This is a genomic window from Nonomuraea jabiensis, assembly GCF_014204795.1.
Classification (GTDB): Bacteria; Actinomycetota; Actinomycetes; order Streptosporangiales; family Streptosporangiaceae; genus Nonomuraea; species Nonomuraea jabiensis.
This window is the reverse complement of sequence record NZ_JACHMB010000001.1, coordinates 9,238,435-9,254,203: the sequence shown is the minus strand read 5'-3', so window position 1 is coordinate 9,254,203 and position 15,769 is coordinate 9,238,435. Positions and strand designations below refer to the sequence as shown.

Annotated in this window: 13 protein-coding genes and 3 pseudogenes; 5 read left to right on the top strand and 11 right to left on the bottom strand. The window is 68.6% G+C overall.

Going from position 1 to position 15,769, the window contains the following annotated elements; translation table 11 throughout:
- Positions 1-19 precede the first annotated feature (19 nt).
- Positions 20-967 (top strand): helix-turn-helix transcriptional regulator, encoded by a 948-nt coding sequence (locus HD596_RS42190; RefSeq protein ID WP_185075012.1) that lies wholly within the window; start codon positions 20-22, stop codon positions 965-967.
- A gap of 313 nt (positions 968-1,280) precedes the next feature.
- Here HD596_RS42190 and HD596_RS62650 read toward each other — a convergent pair.
- The 3 genes and pseudogenes from HD596_RS62650 to HD596_RS42170 form a co-directional block, all read right to left on the bottom strand.
- A pseudogene (locus HD596_RS62650) lies at positions 1,281-1,909 on the bottom strand (Tn3 family transposase).
- Positions 1,910-2,272: 363 nt separating this feature from the next.
- The gene (locus tag HD596_RS42175) at positions 2,273-2,677 is read right to left on the bottom strand and encodes a cupin (protein ID WP_185075010.1); all 405 of its coding nucleotides are present in this window, start codon (positions 2,675-2,677) and stop codon (positions 2,273-2,275) included.
- Positions 2,674-3,198, bottom strand: a complete 525-nt coding sequence (locus tag HD596_RS42170; protein ID WP_185075009.1) for a YbhB/YbcL family Raf kinase inhibitor-like protein — start codon at positions 3,196-3,198, stop codon at positions 2,674-2,676. The genes HD596_RS42175 and HD596_RS42170 overlap by 4 nt, the downstream gene beginning before the upstream one ends.
- A 139-nt stretch (positions 3,199-3,337) precedes the next feature.
- Between HD596_RS42170 and HD596_RS42165 the strand changes: the two genes are divergently transcribed.
- The 3 genes and pseudogenes from HD596_RS42165 to HD596_RS66180 all read left to right on the top strand — a co-directional run.
- On the top strand, positions 3,338-4,030 hold the full coding sequence (locus tag HD596_RS42165; protein WP_185075008.1) for a GntR family transcriptional regulator: 693 nt from the start codon (positions 3,338-3,340) through the stop codon (positions 4,028-4,030).
- Between the two features lie 804 nt (positions 4,031-4,834).
- A pseudogene (locus tag HD596_RS66185) lies at positions 4,835-5,315 on the top strand (transposase family protein); the annotation flags it as partial.
- A gap of 41 nt (positions 5,316-5,356) precedes the next feature.
- Positions 5,357-6,058 (top strand): annotated as a pseudogene (locus tag HD596_RS66180) (alpha-L-rhamnosidase-related protein); the annotation flags it as partial.
- Positions 6,059-6,218: 160 nt separating this feature from the next.
- Here HD596_RS66180 and HD596_RS65855 read toward each other — a convergent pair.
- A complete protein-coding gene (locus tag HD596_RS65855; protein ID WP_376776162.1) occupies positions 6,219-6,494 on the bottom strand; it encodes a hypothetical protein in 276 nt (91 codons plus the stop codon).
- Between the two features lie 402 nt (positions 6,495-6,896).
- Between HD596_RS65855 and HD596_RS42150 the strand changes: the two genes are divergently transcribed.
- Positions 6,897-7,220: a hypothetical protein gene (locus HD596_RS42150; protein ID WP_185075006.1), complete on the top strand. Its 324-nt coding sequence runs from the start codon at positions 6,897-6,899 to the stop codon at positions 7,218-7,220.
- A 77-nt stretch (positions 7,221-7,297) separates the two neighbouring features.
- On the opposite strand, the gene HD596_RS42145 is transcribed toward HD596_RS42150, so the two are convergent.
- The 7 genes from HD596_RS42145 to HD596_RS42115 all read right to left on the bottom strand — a co-directional run bounded on the left by HD596_RS42145 (position 7,298) and on the right by HD596_RS42115 (position 15,553).
- Complete coding sequence (locus HD596_RS42145; protein ID WP_185075005.1) at positions 7,298-8,536, bottom strand: iron-containing alcohol dehydrogenase; 1,239 nt, start codon at positions 8,534-8,536, stop codon at positions 7,298-7,300.
- Between the two features lie 127 nt (positions 8,537-8,663).
- Complete coding sequence (locus HD596_RS42140) at positions 8,664-10,124, bottom strand: NAD-dependent succinate-semialdehyde dehydrogenase (protein ID WP_185075004.1); 1,461 nt, start codon at positions 10,122-10,124, stop codon at positions 8,664-8,666.
- A 72-nt stretch (positions 10,125-10,196) separates the two neighbouring features.
- Positions 10,197-11,273, bottom strand: coding sequence for an ABC transporter ATP-binding protein (locus tag HD596_RS42135; protein ID WP_185075003.1), 1,077 nt, complete (start codon positions 11,271-11,273; stop codon positions 10,197-10,199).
- Positions 11,273-12,340: an ABC transporter ATP-binding protein gene (locus HD596_RS42130; protein WP_185075002.1), complete on the bottom strand. Its 1,068-nt coding sequence runs from the start codon at positions 12,338-12,340 to the stop codon at positions 11,273-11,275. The genes HD596_RS42135 and HD596_RS42130 overlap by 1 nt, the downstream gene beginning before the upstream one ends.
- Complete coding sequence (locus tag HD596_RS42125) at positions 12,340-13,251, bottom strand: carbohydrate ABC transporter permease (RefSeq protein WP_185075001.1); 912 nt, start codon at positions 13,249-13,251, stop codon at positions 12,340-12,342. The genes HD596_RS42130 and HD596_RS42125 overlap by 1 nt, the downstream gene beginning before the upstream one ends.
- Complete coding sequence (locus HD596_RS42120) at positions 13,251-14,201, bottom strand: carbohydrate ABC transporter permease (protein WP_221519785.1); 951 nt, start codon at positions 14,199-14,201, stop codon at positions 13,251-13,253. Before HD596_RS42120 ends, HD596_RS42125 begins: the two co-directional genes overlap by 1 nt.
- Entirely contained in the window at positions 14,198-15,553 is a 1,356-nt protein-coding gene (locus HD596_RS42115; protein WP_221519784.1) for an extracellular solute-binding protein, read from the bottom strand. The genes HD596_RS42120 and HD596_RS42115 overlap by 4 nt, the downstream gene beginning before the upstream one ends.
- Positions 15,554-15,769: the final 216 nt, after the last annotated feature.

The following is a 15,769-nucleotide window of genomic DNA, read 5'->3' as shown; positions in this document are numbered from 1 at the left end:
CCTCATTAGGATCGCGACCGTGTCCCGTCCCGCGACTCGCGTCCTGGCGCTGCTGGAGATCCTGCAAGAGCGCGGCCTGGTGTCCGCCGACGAACTGGCCCGGCGCCTGGACGTCGACGCCCGCGCCGTCCGCCGCTACATCACCGCCCTGCGCGACATGGACATCCCCGTCGAGTCCGTCCGCGGACGCTACGGCGGCTACCGGCTGGCCCGCGGCGTACGCCTGCCGCCCCTGATGCTCGCCGACGACGAAGCGGTCGCCGTCGCGGTCGCGCTGGCCACCGGCAAACAGCACGAACAGGTGGGAGAGCCCGGCCCGACCGACCGGGCGCTGGTCAAACTCAACCGCGTCCTGCCCGCGCCGCTGCGCCGGCGCGTCACCGCGTTGATCGCCGCCACCTCGGCGACGGCAGGCCCGCTGACCCCCGAACCACACCTGGCGCTGACGCTGGCCGCCGCCGTCCACGCGCGGCACACCGTCCGGATCGAGCACACCCACGGCGCACGCGAGGTGGACCCGTACGGGCTCGTCGTGCACGCCCGCCGCTGGTACCTGGTCGGACACGACCATCTCCGCGCCGCCATCCGCATGTACCGCCTGGACAGGATCAGCGACGCCGCCGAACTGCCCGGCACATTCACCCCGCCCGACGGTTTCGACCCCGTCACCCACGTCCTGCGCATGTTGACGCTCGGCGCCTGGACCCACCGCACCGAGGTATGGCTCGACACCGACCTGGACACCGCCCGCGACCAGTTGCCGGCCACCTTCGGCAACCTGCACGCCTGCCCCGACGGCGGCGTGCTCCTGGTCAGCGGCGCGGAGAACCTGCCCGCCATGGCGCGCATCCTCACCGGCCTGCCCTGGCCCTTCACCGTCCGCAGTCCGCCCGCGCTGGTCGCGGCACTCGCCGAGCACGTCACCGCGCTCACCCTGGCCGTCGCCCGCTCCCATCCCGCACCGTAGCCGTCGGCGCCTCTCATCCCCGCTGGGCGGCGTCATCGTCGCCGCCGCTCTCGCTCACGAAACAGCGATCTGCCTGCTGGGGCGCGTTGGTTCCAGCAGGCGCAATGTCCAGGCATCAGCCCGACGTCTGCACGTGGCGGCGAGTCAGCCACATCGTCGGCGGCCGCGCGCCGGCGGACGGTTTGGCTCGCGTACCCATGAGATCGAGCAGGTCCAGCAGCGCGCCACGCCGACCCTGATCGCTGTTTTCGCCGGTATCCCCCTCGCGCCAAACGTTGGCAACGCTGGCTCACCTGCGGCGGCAGAGCCCGGCTCAGGCTGCGTCGACCTCCTCGCCGAGGTCGAGGTGGACCTCCATGCCGTCCAGCGGCGCGTTCAGGTCGTAGATGTAGTCGCCGAAGCGGCGCACGTTGTCCTCCTGGTAGGGCGACATGATGGCCACGTCGGCGCGATGCACCGTCTCGCCCTCGCTGCGCAGCCGGTTGAGCACCAGCGACATGTCCAGGGTGGTCTGGTACATGATCAGGTCGGCGACCAGGGTGTTGAACTTGATCGCTTTTCCTGTTCCTCGGGTTCGTTTTCGGCGATCACGCCGTTGTTGCCGAACCCGATCCACTTGGAGAAGTTGTTGAAGGACTCGACCATGTTGGTGGCCCGGGTGATGTTCTCCCGCAGCGTGGCGTCGGAGACGTACCGCAACAGCACCATGGTGCGGATCACGCGGCCCAGCTCGCGAAAAGCACGGTAGATCTTGGTGCGTTTGGAGTCGTGCCGCAGCCGCCGCAGCAGCGTGATCGACGACAGCTCGCCTTCGCGGATGGAGATGGCCACCTTCATCAGGTCCTGCCAGTGGTTCTCGATCAGCTGCCAGTTGATCGGCTCGCCGAACAGCGCGTCGATATGCCGGTACCGGACGCCGGGCTCGGGCCGGTGGAAGGTCAGGTCCCGGAAGTTGCGGATGCGCGGCAGCAGCTGAACCCGAACAGGTGCGCCAGTGCGAAGACAGGGAATGACTGGCCTTGCGTGTCGGCGTGGATCTCCTTGGTTATCTGGGGTGCATTCGAAGCGTCAGGCATGTGTGGCAAGGGGAGTCTCGACCAACATGCCTGACAAATTATCTGGGGTTGTAAGGCAAGTAGGGACGGCCATCGCCCACCTCCGGGCACTTGGTCGTACTCGGAGCATCACGCGGTGGCCGTTTCCCGTCGAGGCTCACCTGCTCGACCGCTTAAGCGAAGCTAGGAGCGGGTGCCGTTGGAGGGCGTCGGCCACCATAAGGCGCGCGCCGTCAGAGAGCAGGCGCCGTCAGAGGGGATCGGCGCATCTCTCCAAACGGCCGCCACATGGCGCAGTGATGGTCATGATGGTGCTGGGGATGTCGAGCTGGATCCGGTGCCACCGTCCGCGCGGAACGATGGCGGCGGAGCCGGCCGTCAGCCTGATCTCCTCCTCCTCCTCTCCCTCCTGCCGTCCCGGCCGTTCCGGACGGAGGTAGAGGCGGATCTTGCCGATGATGCAGGACACGATCTTCTCGGCCTCGGTGTTCACCTGCCAGTGGTCGGCGTGGACGTCGACACCGGTCCTGGCGTGGAACGCCTTCAGGTGCCAGCCATCGCGCCCGGCGTCCACCGGCCGGGCGCCGGCGTGGATCCTGCCGCCCCGGGACAGGTGGATGCCGGACGCGGAGAGCTCGATCGGGGTCACGGTCATGGGGTTTCGGCGGTGGCGGTCAGGACCGCGCGGCCGAGGATGTGGCCGGCGATGGTGAAGCCGAGGTACGCGGGGGTGGCACCGGCCGGGACGCCGATGGTCTCGGTGTCGAGGGCGTGCACCACGACGAAGTAGCGGTGCGGGCCGTGCCCCGCCGGTGGGGCCGCGCCGAGGTAACGCGCCACGCGGGCGTCGTTGGGCAGCTGGCGGGCGCCTTCGGGGAGGCCGGAGCCGGTGTCGTCGCCCGCGCCTTCGGGCAGCTCGGTGACGGTGGCGGGGATATCGGCCACGGCCCAGTGCCAGAACCCGGAGCCGGTCGGCGCGTCCGGGTCGTACACCGTGACGGCGTAGCTCTTCGTCCCCTCAGGAGCGCCGCTCCACGACAGCTGCGGGGAGATGTCCTTGCCTCCCGGGAGGCTTGCGGACATCTGCTCGGCGGGCCAGGGAGCTCCGTCGGCCAGCGTGGTGCTGGTGACGGTGAAGGAGGGCACCTCGGGGAGGCGGGCAAAGGGATTGTTCACGTCTGTTCCTTCATTGAGCTGGCGAGGGTGTCAGCCGAGGAGTCGGCATCCGCGGACAGCGCCATCGAGGGTGCTGGCCAGACATCATCGACTATAACACGGATAATCGATTATTTGGTGAATGGTCTATCCTGAGGACATGACGCAGACGGCCGACCCATCGACGAAACAGATGCTCTCCGAGCGTGTCCACGCCCGGCTCCAGGAAGCGATCATGAGGGGCGAGTACGCCCCGGGCGAGGCGCTCAAGCCGCAGGAGCTGGCCCAGCAGCACCAGGTCAGCCTGGCCGTCGTACGCGAGGCCCTAGTGCGGCTGGTCGGCGAGGGCATCGCGGTGCGGCTGCCCAACCGCGGCTTCGCCGTTCCTGACTTCTCCGACCGGCGGTGGCAGCAGATCGCGGAGGCCCGCCGCACGATCGAGCCGGTCATGCTGCGCCTGGCGATCGAGCGCGGCGACCTCGACTGGGAGGCACGTGTGCGGGCGGCCCACCACCGCCTGACCCGCACACCGGCGTACGTGCCGGAGGAAGGCGAGTACTACAGCAGCGCGTGGTCGGAGGCACACCGCGTCTTCCACCGGACGCTGCTGGACGGGTGCGGCAACCCCGTGCTGCTGGACACGTTCGACAGGCTATGGACGGCCGGCGAGCTGGCCCGCCGCTGGTCGGCGCAGCGCACGCCCGACCGCGACGGCGCCGCGGAGCACCGCCGCCTGGAGGAAGCGGCGCTGGCCCGTGACGCCGACACCGCCGCCGAGGTACTGGCCCAGCACTTGACGCTAACCGTCGCCGCCCTCATATCCGCACCTGATGAGGTCAGGCCACAGTTGTGACCTTCCACAGGTAGCAATTGGGGTAGCCGAAGTAGCCGATCCACTCGGCGCCGCCGCCTCCTTGACGGCCGTGCCACCGACGGCCACCGCGGCCCGCATAACCTCGTCCACCTTGTCCCCGGAGCCAGTGACAAAACGGAACGAGAGATGCCACGTACACCCGCCTCCCTCGGCGGAAACGATCCCGGCCCCCGTCAAGCAGCGAGATCAACGCTGATCGATCGCTCTCCACACGCTCGAATGCCTTCGCGCCGGACCCCACCATGCTCGGCATGCTGGGATCTACTTGCCTGACGTGCCTGACAGATCTCCAAGCAGCTGACCAGCCAGTTCGCTTGACAACCCCAGATAACCCTGGTTATCTTGGATGACTCTTAGTAGTCAGTCATGTCAGGTAAGTAAGGTTGGCGCGTACCTGCCTGGCAGATATCCAGGGGTCTTCAGGCATGTCAGTCATGTCAGGTGCGCTGCCTCGCTACTTTCGAGCGGAGCGGGCGGTGGCCGCCGACGAGTCGGTGTCGTGGTGGTCGATGAGGACCTGGAGCTGCACGTTGAGGCGTGCGCGTATCTGGCGGGGCTGCGCGGGGCGGGCCGTGGCTGGCGGCGCACACGCCGTCGTCCTGGCGGCCCGGGAACTGGGATGCGGCAACCAGGCTGTTCACGGGCGATGTCGACAACCGATGCACGGTCGCCTACCACTGCACGGTGGCGGCCTGCGGCCGGATCTCGCGCGCCTAGACGAGTAAGTCCTAAGTCGCCGCGGTACGGAGTGTGTACATGACGAAGGGTGTTGACGATCGGTTTGTGACAACAGACCTCAACACCCTTCTCACCGCACTGTACGTCAGCATCGACGACTGGCTCGGCAACAGGCCACGGCTGGGACGCAAGCCGAAGCTGACCGACGCCGAGCTGCTGACCCTGGCGGTGGCCCAGGTGCTGCTCGGCATCCACTCCGAGGCGCGCTGGCTGCGCTACGTCCCCGAACATCTGCCCCGGCGCCTTCCCCTACCTGCCCGGCCAGTCCGGCTACAACAAACGCCTGCACAAGGCCCTGCCGCTGCTCAAACGGGCCATCCGGGCGCTGGCATCCGACACCGACCTGTGGAGCGATGCGGTGTGGGTGGCCGACTCCACTCCGATCGAGTGCGGCCGTTCCCGCCCCACCACCCAACGCTCGGACCTGGCTGGCTGGGCAGGCTACGGCTACTGCCGCTCTCACTCCCGCTACTTCTGGGGTCTGCGCCTGCACCTGATCTGCACCCCGGCCGGACTACCCATCACCGCGCCGTCCTGGCCTTCGCCGTCTTCCAACCATTTCCGTGGGTGCAGTTGGCGCGGAGGCTGCTCGCCCGCACCGCCGCGGTGCTGGGCAAGGACGCCGACGAGGCCCGCTACGCGGCCTACGCGGACAACGTCCTGGCCGCGTGGCGGGCGGAGTTCATCCGCGCCGACGGCACGCTGACCGTCGACACCCAGGCCACCCACGTGCGCGCGCTCGCGTTCGGCCTCGTGCCGCCGCGACTGCGCAAGCAGACCGCGCTGCGCCTGGTCGAGCTGATCCGCGCGGCCGGCACGCATCTGGGCACCGGGTTCCTCGCCACGCCGTTCCTCCTCCCGGTGCTCGCCGACACCGGCCACCTCGACGTCGCCTACGAACTGCTGTTCCAGGACAGCGTCCCGTCCTGGCTCGCGATGATCGACCGCGGCGCCACCACGATCTGGGAGGACTGGGACGCCATCGCCGCCGACGGCACCCCGAAATCCTCCCAGAACCACTACAGCAAGGGTGCGGTCATCTCCTTCCTGCACCGGTACGTCGCCGGCATCCGGCCGCGCGACGACGCGCCGGGTTACCGGCACTTCGACATCCACCCCCAGCCCGGCGGCGGCCTCACCTCCGCCGAAGCCCAGCTCGACTGCCCCTACGGGCGTATCACCAGCCGCTGGAGGATCGACCACGGCACGTTCCACCTCACCGCCACCGTCCCGCCCGGCACCCGCGCCACCCTCACCCTCCCCGGACGGAACCACCGCCGACGCCGGCCCGGGCCTGCACCACTACACCTGCCCGGCCACGTGATCACTGGGCCACCCAGCCGGCCGGGCCGGGTTCGTACGGGCCTGTCATGGACAGCGCGACTCCTTGGTGTCGGCGCGCTGTGCGGCGGCGAGGTGCTCCTTACCGTCAGTGTGCCGGCGGGGTGGTGTCCGAAAGTCGGCCGGCCTGATCGCCGGATCGGCCCGTTCGGCGTTCCCAGGCCAGGGCCGCGACCACACCGATGGCATAGGCGACCACGTCCCAGGGGTCGGGGAACGCGCCGACCAGGACACCGCCGATGCCCGGCGGCGTCGTACCGACCATCTGGTAGATCTCGACGGCGGCGGCAATCGCGGCCGTGGTCAGGGCGCGGCGGGCGGCGGTGGTGCGCCACAACAGTCCCAAGAGCGCGTAGACCAGCATGGTGGCGCTGACGTCGCTCACGTAACCGCGAATGAACGGTTGTCCCGGACCCCGATACAAGAGGACGAACGCGCCGACGACAAGGGCGAAACCACCCAGAAGGAGCATGGCGCGGCGCATGAGGCTGACGTCTTCTTCGCATCTCGGCAATCAGGACGAACCTGATCATAGAACTCGTCGCTCATGACCGCACGCTGATCGCGTTCGGCCTGAAAGACGACACCTTCCCGGGCTGGGCGGAGCAATTGCCAGGCCCCACCCGCGACACGTACGTCAGAGCCCATGGCGTACGAGCCGGACGCACTCCCACCCACCAGGGAGCGCTGCTCACCACCCAGCACGATCATGAGCCCGCGCAGCAGCGTCAGCAGCCGGACGTCGCCGCCGGCCAGTCCTTGATCGATGACCGCGCGGGCGAGCAGCGGGCTGATGGCCCCACATCGGCACCGATTTCGTGACGACGATCAGCGAGCTCGCGACACACCATCGGTGCTGTTCAAAGGCAGGTCGCCACGATTGATCATGTTGGGTGAGCGTCTGTCACCGGGCGATTTCGCTGTGGGTCAGCACCAGCAGGGCGCGCAGCAGCATGATGGCGTGAGCGGCGTCCATGCGCAGCTTGGTGAGGATACGCCAGTTTCGGCACGGCGGGTGGCGGTCCGTTCCAGCAGCGATGACATCGAGCCTCAGCTCTGGCGATCCCGTGACAACCTCAGGTGGATGTGATCGACTGCGGTGGATCGGTGGCCGACGATTCCGATGCCCGGGGAGGGCAAGCGGACTCGTCGTCCTGGAAAGGCCCGTCATGATCTCTGCTTCGGAGTCAGGAAAAGTCGGGTCCGGTCCCCGAGCCAGGCCGCTTCGAGGATAGCGGTCAGGCTGGCGGTGTCGGTCGGGCCTGGATGGTTCTGGATCAAGCGGGTGACGCCGCCGGCCATCTTCGCGAAGCGTGGGAGGTCGGCGCGTGCCACGCCGATGTCCGCCAAGGTAGCAGGGATGCCGATGTCGGCAAGGAGCCCGTCGAGCCAGGTGAGGAACGTGTTTGCGGCCTCGGCATCCGAGGCGCCGGTCACGTCGAGCCCGCACACCCGGGCGAGGATGGCCAGCCGGTCGCCGATGGCGTCCCTGGCCGCGTCCAGCGCGTAGGGCAGCAGCAGCCCGACGCCCAGGCCGTGCGGTGTGTGGGTGGCCGCGCCGATGGGGTACTGGAGCGCGTGCGGAGCCGCGTTGCCCGCGTGGGAGAACGCGAGCCCGGCCAGCATGGACCCGTAGGACATGTCCGCGCGCGCGTCCTTGTCGCCTCCGTCCCTGACGACATGGGGCAGGCTGCGGGCGATCCGCTCCGCGGCCAGGAGCGCGTAGTGGTCGGTGATCGGGTTGCGGCCGAGGAAGACCTGTTCCACCGGGTCGCGCGGTCCGTGGGCCCGGGGTCGCGCGGTGTAGCTCTCCACCGCGTGACAGAACGCGTCGATGCCGGAGTGGGCAGTGACGGTCGCCGGGCAGGTGTAGGTGAGCTCGGGGTCGACGATGGCGAAGTCGGGCACGATGTGGACGCTGGAGACCCCCACCTTCAGCTCGCGGTCCGGGTCGGTCAGTACCGAGACGGGCGTGAGTTCGGAGCCGGTGCCTGATGTCGTCGGGACCGCGACGAGAGGCGTCGTCGGCCCCGGCACTTTCGACTCCCCGTAGAAGTCGCGCGGCGTCCCGCCGTGGCACCGGATGACGCCGACGATTTTGGCGAGGTCGATCACGGTGCCGCCTCCGATGGCGAGGATGACGTCGGCGTCCACCTCTGCGGCGGCCGAGACGGCCAGGGCGACATCGGTGAGTGGCACGTCCGGAGTCGCGTCGGCGAACACCCCGGCGACTTCGACCTTCTCCCGTACGGCGGCCACGATCCCGGCCACGCCCGGCTGCCCCAGCAGGACCCGGTCGGTCACGATGAGGACTCGCGAGCCGCACTCGGCCACCACTCGTGGGATGTTCTGCGCGACCCCTTCGCCCACGATCAGCTGGCGTGGTCCGCGGACGGTCTCAAGCATGTCGGTGCCTCTCTGGAACGTCGGCGGTGATGTGCCGGTCAGGGTCCCGCTCCACGGGTGGAGGCGGGCAGGTCAGGTGCGCGCGGGGCGCGGTGATCCCCGGCGGGCGCCCGGAGCGGCAGGCCGGTCACGGCAGGTCGATCGCCGCGTAGGTGACGTCGAGATACTCGAGGATGCCCTCGTGCGACCCCTCCTTGCCGATCCCGGACTGCTTCACCCCTCCGAACGGAGCTGACGGGTCCGAGATCAGACCACGGTTGATGCCGAGCATCCCCGTCTCCAGCCGCTCGGCGAACCGGAGCGCCCGCTGGAGGTCACGGGTGAAGACGTATCCGGCCAGGCCGTGCTCGGTGTCGTTGGCCTTCGCGATCACCTCGTCGTCGGACGTGAACGAGATGATCGGGGCCACCGGGCCGAAGATTTCCGCCTCCAGCATCCGCGCGTCGTCGGGCACGTCGACGAGGACCGTGGGCGGGTAGAAGTGGCCCGACCCATCCGGGCGCTCGCCGCCCACCAGGACACGGGCTCCACGATCGACCGCGTCGGCGACGAGCTCGTCGATCTTGGTGACCGAGGCCTCGTCGATCAGCGCCCCGACGTCCACGCCGTCGTCCAGACCATGGCCCACCGAGAGCGCGCCCATCCGCTTGGCGAAGCGTGCCGTGAACTCCTCACGCACCGGCTCCTCGACGTAGATGCGGTTGGCCGCGATGCAGGACTCCCCGAGGTTGCGCATCTTGGCCACCATGGCACCGTCGAGCGCGACGTCCAGGTCCGCGTCGGCACACACGATCAAGGCCGCGTTGCCGCCCAGTTCCATGGAGGTGCGCAGCACGTTGTCCGCCGCCTGCCGGAGCAGCACGCGCCCGACCTCGGTCGACCCGGTGAACGAGAGCTTGCGGGTCCGGCGGTCGGCCAGCAGTGCCGAGACCACCTCGCCGGCACGCGTGGTCGTCACGACGTTGACGACGCCCGGAGGAACGCCGGCCTCCTCCATGATGCGGGCCAGGAACAGCATGGTGAGTGGCGTCTGGGCCGCCGGCTTGGTGATCGTCGTGCAGCCCGCCGCGAGCGCGGGAGCGATCTTGCGGGCGCCCATGGCCAGCGGAAAGTTCCATGGCGTCACGAAGACGCACGGTCCGACCGGCCTCGGCACGGTGAGGATGCGATATCCACCGGCGGGAGCGGTGTTGTAGCGCCCCTCGACGCGCACCGCCTCCTCGGCGAACCAGCGGAAGAACTCGGCGCCGTAGGCCACCTCTCCGCGAGCCTCCGCGAGCGGCTTGCCCATCTCGAGCGTTATCAGCCGGGCGACCTCCTCGGATCGCTCGGTCAGTGCCCGGTACGTCGCGGTCAGCAACTCCGACCGTTTTCGCGGTGGGGTCGCCGCCCACTCCGCCATTGCCTTGCTCGCCGCGTCCAGAGCGGCGAGCCCGTCAACGACGCCGGCGTCCGCCACCTCGGCGATGGTCCTGCCGGTGGCCGGGTCCTCGACGGCAAAGGTGGCTCCGCCGGCGGCGTCGCGCCAGGCGTCGCCGATCCGGAGCCGCCGGTGCTCGGGGGCCAGGACGTTCATCGGGTCACTCATCGCGTCGCCTCCTGTGATGTTCTCGGTGATGTCGGGCGTGACCTCTGCGATTGACCTCGCCGTCGTGCGCGATCACCTCCCGGCCTCGGACAGCGCCAGCCCGGTGTCCGCGTCGAACAGGTGCGCACGGTCCAGGTCGACCGTGACGAGCAGTCGCTCGCCCGGCGTACCGGTGACGGTGGTTCGTGCCTTGACCTTGAGGATCTCCGTCCCCACCCGGACGTCGACCACCGTCCGGTCACCGAGCGGCTCCAGGCCGTAGAGCTCACCCGGCAACGACGCGTCCCCACGCTGCTCGACGGACAGGTCCTCCGCGCGCAGGCCCAGCAGCAGCGGACGGCCGTCCTCAGCCGTGGTCCAGCGGGGCCGCGGCAGCGTCCAGCCTTCCGCCCCGACCAGACGATCTCCCTCGGCGTGGCAGGCGAGCAGGCTGATCGGCGGGCTCCCGACGAATCCCGCGACCCACTGGTTGGCCGGACGCTCGTACACCTCGGCCGGCGTTCCGACCTGTTGCACCTTTCCCTCTTTGAGTACCGCGACCTGGTCGGCCATGGACAGGGCCTCGACCTGGTCGTTGGTCACGTAGATGAAGGTCGCTCCGAGGCTGCGGTGGATGCGGGTGAGCTCGGTGCGCATCTCGACGCGGAGCTTGAGGTCGAGGTTCGTCAGCGGCTCGTCCATGAGGAACGCGCGCGGGTGTCGGACCAGCGCCCGGGCCAGGGCGACCCGCTGCATCTCACCACCCGACAACTGCGCGGGACGACGCTGCAGCAGACGTTCGATGTGCAGCAGGCTCGACATCCGCTCGACGGCGGCGGCGATCTCGCTCGAGGAGCAGCGGCGTGCCCGCAGCGGCGAAGCGATGTTCTCGTACGCCGTGTGTCGCGGGTAGAGGGCGTAGTTCTGGAAGACCATGGCCAGGTCGCGTGCGGCCGGGCTGTCGCCGGTCGCGTCCCTCCCGTCCAGGTGCACCGACCCGGCGTCAAGCTTCTCAAGGCCGGCGATCGCTCGCAGGGTCGTCGTCTTGCCTGCCCCGGAGGGTCCGAGCACGACGAAGAACGAGCCGTCCGGTATGTCCAGCGTCACCCCATCCAGGGCCTGGACTTTGCCGAAGGATTTGCGCAGCCCGCGCACTGCCACGGTTCCCATCAGGCCACCAGCTCTTCCGTGCTCACGTCGTAAACCGGCGGGGGCCCGCCGGTGTGCCGCAGCCCGACCGGTGCGTCAGCGGTGAAACGGACAGTCGGTGGCATCCGAACCCGTACGTCGCGCTGTCCGTCGTGGTCGACCACGTAGATGATCTCGTCGCCCAGCCACTCCGCCGAGACCACGCGGGCCGGGACCGAACGTTCCGCCTCCGGTTCCGTGACTTCCAGCGCCTCCGGCCGGACGCCCGCGACCAGGCGGCGGTCGCGCGGCAGGCCCGGCGGTGGCGTGAGGGCCAGCCCGCCCTGACTGCGCAGCTTCCCGTCGGCCACCTCCACCTCGATCAGGTTCATCGGCGGGGAGCCGATGAACGCGGCGCAGAAAAGACTCGCCGGACGGTCGTAGACTTCCAGCGGCGTGCCGATCTGCTCGACGCGGCCCTTGTTGAGGATGGCGATCCTGTGACCGAGCGACATCGCCTCGACCTGGTCGTGAGTGACGTAGACCATCGTCGTCCCCAGCTCCCCCTGCAGGTGCTTGATCTCCGTGCGCATGTCCGCCCTCAGCTCCGCGTCCAGATTGGTGAGGGGTTCGTCCATGAGGAATGCGCGCGGTCGCCGCACCAGGGCGCGGGCGAGCGCGACGCGCTGCTGCTCCCCGCCGGACAGCCGGTGCGGTCGCCTGTCCAGGAGCGGACCGAGCCGCATCAGCCGGGCGGCCTCGTCGACCCGCTCGCGCACCTCCGCCTTGGGCAGTCCCTCGGCCCGCAGCGGGAACGCCAGGTTGTCGCGGGTTCTCAGGTGCGGGTAGAGAGCGTAGAACTGGAACACCATGGCGATGTCGCGGTCGGCGGGCGGCAGGTCGTCGACCAGCGTGTCGCCGATGCGGATGTGGCCCGTCGTCTGCCTTTCCAGGCCGGCTATGGCCCGCAGCGTGGTCGTCTTGCCGCAACCCGAAGGGCCGAGCATCACGAACAGCTCGCCGTCGCGGACGGACAGGTCCACGTGATCGACCGCGACCGTCCCGTCCGGGTAGCGCTTGTGCAGGGCGCTCACCTCGATGCCCGCCATCAGCGTCGCACCGCCCCGAGCGTCACACCGGCGACGAGGTGCTTGCGCACCAGGTAGGCGAAGACGAGCACCGGCAGGGCGAACACCACGGAGGCGGCGGCCACGAGACCCCAGTCCACTGTGGTTCCGCCGATGAGGCCGGCGATGGCGGGCGGGGCCGTCCGCACGTCGTCGCTGGAGGTGAGGAAGATGGCGAACACGAACTCGTTCCACGAGAAGATGAGTGCGAAGACCGCCGTCGCGGCGATGCCGGGCAGGAGCAGGGGAAGGGTGAACCGCCAGAACGCCTGCAAGCGGATGTAGCCGTCGAGCATGGCGGCGTCCTCGTACTCCGCGGGCACCTCGTCGACGAACCCCTTCATCATCCAGATCGTGAACGGGACGTTGAAGGCGGTGTAGATGAGGATCAGGCCGAGCTTGGTGTCGATGAGCCCGACTTGGCGGTACATGAGGAAGATCGGGATCACGACCACCACGGGCGGCATGAAGCGGGTGGACAGGATGAAGAACAGCTGGTCCTTCTTGGCCTTCAGGGCGAAGCGTGAGTAGGCCCAGGCCGCCGGGACCCCCAGCACGGTGGCCAGCGCCGTGGAGACCCCGGCGACCAGGACGGAGTTGAGGAACGAGGCGGACAACGTCGAACGACCGCCGCCGGAGGCGACGAACACGTCCTTGAAATGATCCATGGTGACCTTGAAGTCGAAGAACTTGGCCGGGATGGCGTAGACGTCCCGGTTCTCCTTGATGGACGTCTCGATCATCCACAGCACCGGGAAGAGCATCACGATGGCCAGCACGGTCAGCAGCGCGACCTCCAGCACGGCGCGGCCCCGGCCGCCGAAGCGGCGCGAGGGGGGCGTGTGATCCCGGGCAGGACCTGTGGACACGGCCTCGTCGACGGAGAGGGCCATCAGTCCTCCTTGAGCTTGTTCAAGTAGCGCAGGTAGAGCTGCGTGAGGACGATGACGACGAGGACCATGAGGATCCCGTACGCCGAGGCGGTTCCGGTGTTGAAGCCCAGGAACGCGACCTTGTAGACGTGGAACGACAACGTCTCGGTGGAGACCCCCGGGCCTCCGCTGGTGAGGATGTAGACGAGGTCGAACAGCCGGAAGGCCTCGATGGCCCTGAACAACACGGCGATGAGGAGCAGCGGCCACACCAGCGGAAGAGTGATGGTGCGGAACTGGAACCACTGGGACGCCCGATCGATCGAGGCGGCCTCGTACAGGTACGTGGGAACCGCGGTGAGGCCCGCGAGCGCGATGAGCATGATGAACGGCGTCCATTGCCAGGTGTCGACCAGGATCAGGGAGATCAGTGCCGTTCGCTGCCGGGTGAGCCACTCCACCTGGCCCAGGCCGAGCGAGCCGAGCATGCTGTTGATCACGCCGAACTGCGCGTCGAGCATGAATCGCCAGAACAGCCCGACCACGACCGGCGACAGCATCATCGGAACCAGGAACAGGGTGGTCAGCAGTCCTCGTCCGTGCGTGCGCCGTGAGATCAGGTAGGCGATGGTGAAACCGAGCACGGTCTGCAGGGCGACCGCGCCGACCACGTAGATCAACGTCGTCAGGGCCCTCTGGTGGACCTGCGGCGACGTCAGGATGGCGGTGTAGTTCTCGAACCAGAGGAACTGGGCGGGCCCCCCGCGAGTGGCCGAGTAGTCGGTGAAGGACAGGTACAACGCCCACAGCAACGGGAACACCGACATGGCGAGCAACAGCAGCAGCGCGGGAGAGGTGAAGGCCACGGCGAGCCCGCGGTCGCTCAAGCGGCGGGACCGGCCCGGTGCGGGCGGCGTCACGGACGCCGCCTGCCCGGGGTGGTCGGTCGTCAGAGGGGCGGAGTCGCTCACAGTCCGCCGCCGCCCTTGCCACTGCTGGCGTTGAGCACGCCCTGCTGCTGCTTGGCGATGTCGTCGAGCGCGTCCTTCGGCGCCTTCGCGCCGTTGAGAGCCGCGTTCACGTTGGTGTTCTCGATGTCGACGAGGCGCGCGTACTCGGGCACGTTCCACATGTCCCGCATCCGCGGAACCGAGTCGGTGTACACCTGGTTGAACGGCTGGGCGTTGAGGAATTCGGGCGATTCCAGGGCGTCCGTACGCGATGGCACGCCACCAGCCGCGGCCCACTTCTTCTGGATGTCAGCCTGCTCGAACCACTTCATGAAGTTCAGGGCCTCCGCCTGGTTCGCCTCGGGCGAGTAGGCCGACACGTGCATCCCCATGCCCCCGAGAGGCACCAGGTTCGTCTTCTGGCTCGGCAGGGTGGCGAAGCCCAGCTTGTCGAGAATCTGCTCCCGCGTGGTGCCGAGCGTCGACTGCTTCGGGTCGAGCAGGCCGCCGCTCGCGGCGATCCAGTTGAACGCGATGCAGGCCTTGCCCTGGGCGACCGCCGCGTTCACCTCGTCGATGAACCAGTTGCCGGAGCCCTTGGCGGTCAGCGGCTTCATCTTGTTGACCAGGACGTCCATCGCCTCCTGGCCCGCGGCGTCGTTGAGGACGCCGTCGATCTTGCGCGTCTTGGGGTCCCACAGGTTGCCGCCGTAGACGCCGTTGACCGTGTTGTAGGTCACGGCCGCGGCGTCGGAGCCGTTGGCCTGGTGGAAGGCCAGCCCGCTGACGCCGGGGTTGTCCGCCTGGCACTTCTCGGCGACTGAGATCATCTGGTCCCAGGTCTGCGGTGGCTTGTCGCCGATCAGGTCCTTGCGGTAGATCATCGTCCAGGTGTCGCCGAGCAGCGGCAGTCCGTACAGGCTGGCGTTCTCGTCGCGCTTCCCGGTCTCCGCCTGGGGGAACTGGCCGTAGGCCGCCAGAAGGTACGGGTTGTAGGCCTTGACGTCGATGTTCTTCTTGACGAAGTCGGTGATGTCGAGGATGTTGCCGTTCGTCACGGCCTCGCCGATGTGCTGCGAGTCCAGGATCGGGATGTCAAAGTCGGTCTTGTGCGCGGCGAACTGGGTGAACATCGCGTCGTGCCAGTTCGCGTTCGGCACGGTCTTGACCTTGATGGTCACGTTCGGCCGCCCCTTGGTGTACTCCGCGTTCGCGAAGGTTTCCAGCGCGTGGGCGGGGGGCCAGTCGAACCAGATGAAGCTGAGGGTCAGCGGATCCTTGGTGAGCTCCGGGATGGTCGCCGGCGCCTTGGGGGCGCTGCCGTCCTGACCGCCGCAAGCCGCCATGGTCGTGGCCACTAACATGGCCGCCATAGCCAGCCGCGCCTTTCGACCAGGAACCGACAATCGTCCTGTTCGCTGTGGATACCGCATCTTCTTGCCTGCTTTCTGGGGGGATTTCTGGAGCCTTGCCGCGTGCCTCGCCGAGCAGTTGCCGGGTTGGTCAGGCGTGTTGCCGGCTGTCGCAGGGGCTGATCAGCAGACCGGCGTCACGAGTACGCCGCGACTTCATGGGGCTTCAAGCAGTCG